The organism is Kineococcus indalonis, assembly GCF_009906395.1.
Taxonomy (GTDB): Bacteria; Actinomycetota; Actinomycetes; order Actinomycetales; family Kineococcaceae; genus Kineococcus; species Kineococcus indalonis.
On sequence record NZ_JAAALM010000185.1, the window covers coordinates 1 to 6926 of the forward strand.

General features: G+C 78.3%; 4 protein-coding genes and 1 pseudogene. 1 reads left to right on the forward strand and 4 read right to left on the reverse strand.

All coding sequences use genetic code 11. The features are described 5' to 3' along the window. Positions 1-131 precede the first annotated feature (131 nt). Positions 132-1901: a hypothetical protein gene (locus GTR00_RS23910; RefSeq protein WP_240899848.1), complete on the reverse strand. Its 1770-nt coding sequence runs from the start codon at positions 1899-1901 to the stop codon at positions 132-134. A 109-nt stretch (positions 1902-2010) separates the two neighbouring features. Here GTR00_RS23910 and GTR00_RS26350 point away from each other — a divergent pair. Beyond that, positions 2011-2109: pseudogene (locus GTR00_RS26350) on the forward strand (C1 family peptidase); the annotation flags it as partial. A gap of 75 nt (positions 2110-2184) precedes the next feature. On the opposite strand, the gene GTR00_RS25755 reads toward GTR00_RS26350, so the two are convergent. From GTR00_RS25755 to GTR00_RS10790, 3 genes are all read right to left on the reverse strand, one after another. Beyond that, positions 2185-3558 carry a S8 family peptidase gene (locus GTR00_RS25755; RefSeq protein WP_166611623.1) on the reverse strand — a complete coding sequence of 458 codons (1374 nt, stop codon included), beginning with the start codon at positions 3556-3558 and terminating at the stop codon, positions 2185-2187. Positions 3559-3608: 50 nt separating this feature from the next. Continuing rightward, a complete protein-coding gene (locus tag GTR00_RS10785; protein ID WP_166611624.1) occupies positions 3609-6425 on the reverse strand; it encodes an ATP-binding protein in 2817 nt (938 codons plus the stop codon). Between the two features lie 81 nt (positions 6426-6506). Then, positions 6507-6911 (reverse strand): RidA family protein, encoded by a 405-nt coding sequence (locus tag GTR00_RS10790; protein ID WP_166611625.1) that lies wholly within the window; start codon positions 6909-6911, stop codon positions 6507-6509. Between the last annotated feature and the right edge of the window lie 15 nt (positions 6912-6926).

A 6926-nucleotide genomic window follows, 5' to 3' on the forward strand; every position in this document is an offset into this window, starting at 1 on the left:
GTGTCGCGGGCGGGCGCGGGGCGGGTCGAGGCGAAGCACCACGTCCCCGGCTCGGTGCTGCGCAGCAGCAGCGTCGCGCCCGCGTCGGCGCGCAGGACCGGCGCGGCGGCGTCGAGGAGCACGGCCGCCCCTCAGGCGCCCGCGGCGGGGACCGCGCCGGGAGCCGGTGCGTCCGCGGAGGAGTGCAGCACCGCGAGGGCGCGGGGCGCCGCGGCGCCCCGCGGGGCCGGGCGCAGCCGGGCGCGCACGGCCAGCACCGTGGAGGCCTGCGCCAGCGGCTCGTCGCCGTTCGCGGTGAGCACCGTGCCGTCGGCCTCCACGAGGAACGCCTCCCACAGGAAGCGCGCCTGCGCGGCGGTGGCGTTGTCGTAGGGGAACTCCACGGTGAAGCGGTCCGCGGCGCCCGCCACCCCGGTGCCCTCGTAGATCACCCCGCCGCTGTAGTCCTTCGCCGGCGTGCCGTCGGCGTGCGGGGGCAGCGCGGTGCGCCACTCCAGGGACGCGAACGCTCCCGGCGCGCTGCGGCCGAAGTCGCTGAGCACCGAGATGACGCGCACGAAGTTGCCGGGGGTGAACTGGAACAGGACGCCGGAGTCGCCGTTGTCCTCCGACAGCGCGGTGGTGTAGTCCTCCCACTCCAGGTCCTCCCAGTCGACGAGGAACTGCAGGTCGGTGCGCTCCGGGCGCGGGTCGCGCGGGTCCCACTGCACGACGCCCTTGAGCAGCAGGCCGTCCGCGCCGGTGGCCTCGGCGCGGTCGCTCTGCACCGTGCCGTCCGCGCGGACGTAGCCGTACTGCAGGGCGTAGCGCTGCACGTGCTCGGGGTCCTTGCCGAGGTTCGCGGTGATGGGCAGCATGTTGTCGCCGGTGACGTCGACGCCGTACTGGTCCAGCGGCAGCAGCCCCAGCTGCTGGAAGGAGAACGAGAAGCTGAACACCTCGGTGCGCAGGTCGTTCTGCCGGTACTCCCCGGACAGGTCGAGGGTGGCGACCTCCTCGACGTCCTTGAGCTTCACGGAGACCCCGCCGAAGAAGCCGTCCGGGTCGGGCGCCTCCGTGTCGGTCACGACCTCCTCGACCATCATCTGCAGCGCCGACTTCGCGAACGTGTCGACGATGCTGTTCTGCAGCTGCGCCACCCGCGCGTCGTCGAAGCCCTCCGGGCGCACGAGCCACTCGATGAGCACCGCGCCGCTGCCGGTGAGCTCGTCGCGCAGCACGCTGACGTCCCCCTCGCCCCCCACGAGGCCGAAGTAGCTGGCGCGGGCCTTGACGTTGAGGCTGAAGAACTCGTGCACCTTCCGGGTGTTCGCGGTGATCCGGTAGTGCGCCCCGGGGTAGAGGACGTCGTAGTCGTAGTCGAAGCGCACCGCGATCGGGAAACCCACGGGGGTGCCCAGCACCCGCCACAGCGTGTCGGCCCCGTCGGCGGTCAGCGGCAGGTTGATCGGCACGGTCGTCTGCAGGCCCACCGGCACCTCCCGGTACGCGGCCGGGTCGGCGACGAGGCCCTCCAGCCCCGAGATCGTCATCCGGCCGTTGCGGATGCCCAGCGGGCGGAACCGCACCCCACCGCCGCCGGGGAAGAAGAACGGGCGCTCCTGCCGCACCGTCTCGGACCAGGCGGCCTCGTCCTCCGGGGTCGGCAGCAGCGCGGCGATGTCGATCTGCGCGGCCAGGGCGCCGCCCTGGGTGACGAGCTCCAGGCCGCCGGAGGGGCTGGGCTGGTTCCTGCGCTTGCGCACCAGGCCCAGGCGGTAGCGGTCGCCGTCCCGGGCCATGCGCCCTGCCCGCGAGGCGTACAGCCAGGTGCCGGGGCGGGTGGACTTGAAGAACGCCAGCGGGTGCTGGTCGGAACGGACGACCGGCGCGGCGGCGTCGACGAAGATCTCCTCGGACACGGGGGTCCTCCTCGGGGTTCTGGGGGTGGTGCGGGTCGTCGAGGCAGAGCCCCCCGGCACGGGAGGTGATACGCGCCCCGCCGCCCGCTCCACCACCGCGCCCGCCACGGTGCGCAGCGGTCACGCCGTCTGCGTCGTCGGGTACCGCGCCGACGGGTGGTTCGTCGTGCGCGACAGCTGGGGCACCGGCTGGGGCGACGGCGGGTTCGGCCCCGCCGACGAGCAGCACGTCGCCGACGCGTCCTGCGACGAGTCGTGCGGCGTCACCGTCCGAGCGTCGCGGTCAGGGGTTCACGACGGTCCCCAGCCCCGGCCAGGCGCCCAGTCCGGGGGCGTCGACCACCCGTGCCACGGCCTCCGACGGCAGGCACCCCTCGGTCTGGACGGTGCGCGCCAGCCGGGCGACCACGGTGGGGGCGGAGAAGGACGTTCCGCTCCAGCGCGCCCACCCGGTGAACCTGTCGGGGTCGGGCACGGCGGTGTCCGTGCCGTCGAACCGCGTGAAGAACGTGCTCACCACGTCGACGCCCGGTGCGCACGCCCGCACCCACGGCCCGAAGTTCGTGAACGGCGCCGCCCCGTCCGGCCCGATCGCGCCGACGCCGACGACACCGGGCAGCGCGGCGGGCAGCGTCGGCCGGCACGTGGCGTCGTTGCCGGCGGAGGCGACGACCACGGTGCCCTGCTCCAGCAGCGGCGCGGTGGACCCGCTGCGCTGCGCGGCCGGGCAGGGCGTGCGCTGCAGCGCGCGCACGGCGACCGCCACGGGGCCGGCGGGGTCCAGCGGCGCGTACCCGCCGAAGGAGAGGTTGACGAAGTCCACCGTCCCGGGGAGCTGCTCCAGGGCCGCCGCCACGGTGCTCTCGTCGGTGTCCCCCAGGGGCTGCACGACGTGCACGACCCTCACCCGGCACCCCGGGGCCCAGCGCGCCAGGAGCCCGGCGATGAACGTGCCGTGCCCGGCCACCGGGTCCAGCGCCGCGTCGAGGTCCGCGTCGGGCACCTCCTCGTCCCCGTCGCACGCGGCCAGCGCCGCCGGCCGCAGCGCGGCCCCCGCCACCCCGGTGTCGAGCACCGCGACGACGGGGGACCCGTCGGCGGTGACGGACATCCGCGCGACCGCCTCCGGGGCCGGGTCGGGGGCCGGGCGCGCGCTGCTGCGCCGGCGCCCCGTCGCCGCCCACGGCGTCCCGCGCGGGCTGGGGTTGGAGGAGAACGGGTTGGAGGAGAACGGGTTGGACGAGAACGGGTTGGACGAGAACGGGTTGGAGGAGAACGGGTTGGACGAGAACGGGTTCGCGCTCGCGCCGCGCCCGCACCACGACGGGTGCGGCGGGCAGCCGCACCCGCACCCTGGGCCCGGGGCGCAGTCGGCGAAGAGCACGTGGTCCAGCCGCGCGGCGATCCCCTCGGCGGCCAGCTCCGTCACCGCGCGCGGGGCGTCGAAGCCGCCGTCCACGACCGCGTGACCCGCCACCGCGCCGCTCTGGCGCGCGTCCACGCCGAACAGCGCGCGCAGCAGTTCGAGGGCGCGGTCCACGTCCCCCACCGGCACCAGCAGCCGGCCGGGGCGGTGCGCGCTGCCGTCGGGGCCGTGGGCCACCCGTCCCTCCCACGAGCCCGGGTCGAGCGCGCCGTCCCCGTCGCCTTCGCTCACGTCGTCCGCCTCCTCCTGCGCTCCCGCGCCCGCCGGGGTCCCGGCCGGCGTCACACCCCGCCGGCCGCGACGGCGCTCGTCCCCACCGCGCCCGCGGCGCCCGTCCCGACCCCGCCGGCGGTGCGCAGCACGTCCTCGGCCTCGGCGATCGCCCGCGCCACGTCCAGCGCGCGCCCCTCCCGCAGCGCCCGCTCGTGCGCCGCCGCCCCCAGCACGGCGCGCGCCGCCGCCAGGGCGCGGTCGGTGACCTCCCGGTCCCCGTCGTACAGGGCCAGGCCGCTGTCGGTGAGCAGCTCGTCGGCGGCCGCGAGGAGCCGCACCGCCACCGCCGCCCCGCCGTCCGCCCCGCCGTCCGCCCCGCCGTCCGCCCCCGTGCCCGGCAGCGCGGCCAGCCGCCCGGCGACGTTGAGGGTGTAGGCGACCATGCCGCGCTGGCCCAGCGCGAGCGCCAGGCGCAGGCAGGCGAGCTGCTCGCGCGCGGCCTGCGCCCACCGGCCGGTGCGCAGCGCCAGCTCGGCGAGGTTGCCGTGCGCGTGGGCCAGCAGCGCCTCGTCGCCCAGCAGCGCGCACGCCTCCAGCTCCGCGCGGAACGCCGCACCGGCCCCGTCGAGGTCGCCGGCCGACACCAGCGCCAGGCCCAGCAGGTTCTGCAGCCGGGCCCGCCCGCGCGGGGACGGGCCGGCGGTCAGCGCGTGCCGGGCGGTCCGGGCCGCGCGCGCGGGGTCGCCGCGGCGCAGGGCGACCTCCCCGGTGGTCTTCTCCACGCCGACGTCGTCCCACGCGGGGGCGCCGGTGCGCTCGCGCAGCTCCCGCGCGCGCTGGACGGTGCGCTCCGCCGGGTCGACGGCCCCCAGGCGCAGGTGCAGGTCGGCCAGCGCGGTGAGCAGCCCCACCCGCGCCGGGGTGGGCGCGGTCAGCTCCTGCGCCAGCCGCGAGACCTCCGCGGCGCCCTGCCGCAGCGACTGCACCGCCAGGTGGTGGCGGGCCACCGCGCACGCCAGCTCCTGCGCGAGCGGTTCGTCCGAGCGCGCCAGCACGGCGACGAGGCCGCGCACCGTGTCCAGCTCGGCGGTCAGCGCCGACGCCCAGCCCGGCCCCTCGGTGCGCGCCGGCCCCAGCCGCCGCGCGTACCAGCGCCCCAGCCGCCGGGCGGAACCCTCCAGGTCGCCGTCGGCGGCGAGCAGTCCGCGGGCGTGGTCGCGCACCAGCTCCAGCAGCCGGTAGCGGGTGCCGCCGGCTCCCGGCGCGGGCACGACGAGGGACTTCTCCGCCAGCGACCACACCAGTTCCGCGACCTCCTCCCCGGAGCGGTCCCGGCCCGTCGCGCCGCCCGTCGCGCCGCCCGTCGCGCCGCCCGTCGCGCTGCCCGTCGCGTCGGCCGCCGCGTCGCCGACCGCGGCACCGGCCGCCTCCAGGCCGAACGGACCGCTGAACAGCGACACGCGCCGCAGCGCCACGCGCTCGTCGGGCTCCAGCAGCCGCACGCTCCAGTCCAGCAGGTCCTGCACGGTCCGCTGCCGGGGCGGGCGGGTGACGTCGCGGCTGCGCAGCAGGTGCCGCCCGTGCTCCAGCCCGGCCAGCACCTCCGCCGGGGACAGCACGGCCGTGCGCGCCGCGGCGATCTCCAGCGCCAGCGGCAGCCCGTCCAGGCGGCGGCACAGGTCGGCCACCACCGCGGCGCCGCCGCCCGCGCCGCCCCCGGCGGTGCCGGCAGCGGCGTCCAGCTCCAGGTCCGGGCGCACCTGCCGCGCCCGCTCGGTGAACAGCTGCACGGCCGGCGAGGCGGCCACCTCCGCCGCCGGCGCGCCGGGGGCGGGCAGCGGCAGCGGGTCCAGCCGCAGCAGCCGCTCCTCGGGCAGGTGCAGCGCCTCCCTGCTCGTGGCGAGCACGTGCACGCCCGGGCACGCGTCGAGCAGGTCGCGCACCGAGCGCGCCACCGCCGCCCGGTGCGGCTCGCACCCGTCGAGGACCAGCAGCGCGCGCGCGGCCCGCAGGTGCTCGTGCAGGTCCTGCTGCGGCTCCACGCCCGGCACCCCGGCCACGCCCACGGCGGCGGCGACGGCGGCGGGCACCAGGGCGGCGTCCTCCACGGGGGACAGGTCCACCAGCCACACCCCGTCCGGCCAGGACGCGGCGACGCGGTGGCCGGCCTCGACCGCCAGGCGCGTCTTGCCCACGCCGCCGGTGCCGACGACGGTGAGCAGGCGGGTGCCCGGCAGCAGCGCCTCCAGGGCGCCGAGCTCGCGCCGGCGGCCGGTGAGGCCGGTCAGCGGGCCGGGCAGGTTGTGCCCCTCGGCGGGCAGCGCGCGCACGGCGGGGAAGCGCCGCTCCAGGCCGGGGGCGGTGAGCTGCAGCAGCCGCAGCGGGGCGTCGAAGTCGCGCACGCGGAACCGGCCCAGCGGCAGCAGCGCGGTCCCCGGCCCGGCCGGCCCGGCCGCGCCGGGGGCGGCCTGCTCGGTCACCACCACCTGCCCGCCGTGGGCGGCGGCCGCCACGCGCGCGGCCTGGTGCACCGCCAGGGCCACGTAGCCCCCGCCGCGCGGGGACGCCAGCCCGGCGTGCACGCCCATCCGCACGCGGACCCGGGCGCCGGGCGGCCAGGCCTCCCCGCCCAGCGAGCGCTGCGCGTGCGCGCACGCCGCCAGCGCGGCGGCCGGGTCGGGGAACGCCGCGAGGCAGCCGTCGCCCTCCCGGTCCACCTCCACGCCGCCGTGGCGGGTCCAGGCGCCCTGCAGCAGGGCGCGGTGCCGGTCGAGCAGGTCCGCCCAGCGGGCACCGGTGCGCCGCAGCAGGCGCGTCGACCCCTCCACGTCGGTGAGGACGAACGTCACCCAGCCGCTGGGCATCGCGCTGCCGCTCCCGGGCACGGCGTCATCGTCGCAGCGCGTCACCGCCGGGTCCAGGGCCGCCGGGCGGGCCCGGGCGGCGGGGGCGGCGCGCCGGGCGGCTCAGTCGAGCACGGCCAGCGCGTCGACCTCCACGAGCATCTCCTCGCGCGGCAGGCCGGTGAACACGGTGGTGCGCGCGGGCAGCACCCCGTCGGTGGTGCGGGCGGTGAGGAACTGCCCGTACGCCTCGTTCATCGCCGCGAAGTGCTCCCGGCCGGTCAGGTACACCCGCACCACCACCACGTCGTCGAACGTGGCCCCGCCGGCGCGCAGCACGGCCTCGACGTTGCGCAGGGTCCGCTCGGTCTGCGCGCGCACGTCGCCGGCGTGCACGTACCGCCCGGTGGCGGGGTCGACCGGGCCCTGCCCGGACACCTGCAGCAGGGGGCCCTTGCGCACGCCCTGGGAGAACGTGTGGGCGGGGGCCGGGGCCTGGTCGGTGCTGACGGCGGTGCGGGTGCTCACGTCGGTCTCCCGGTG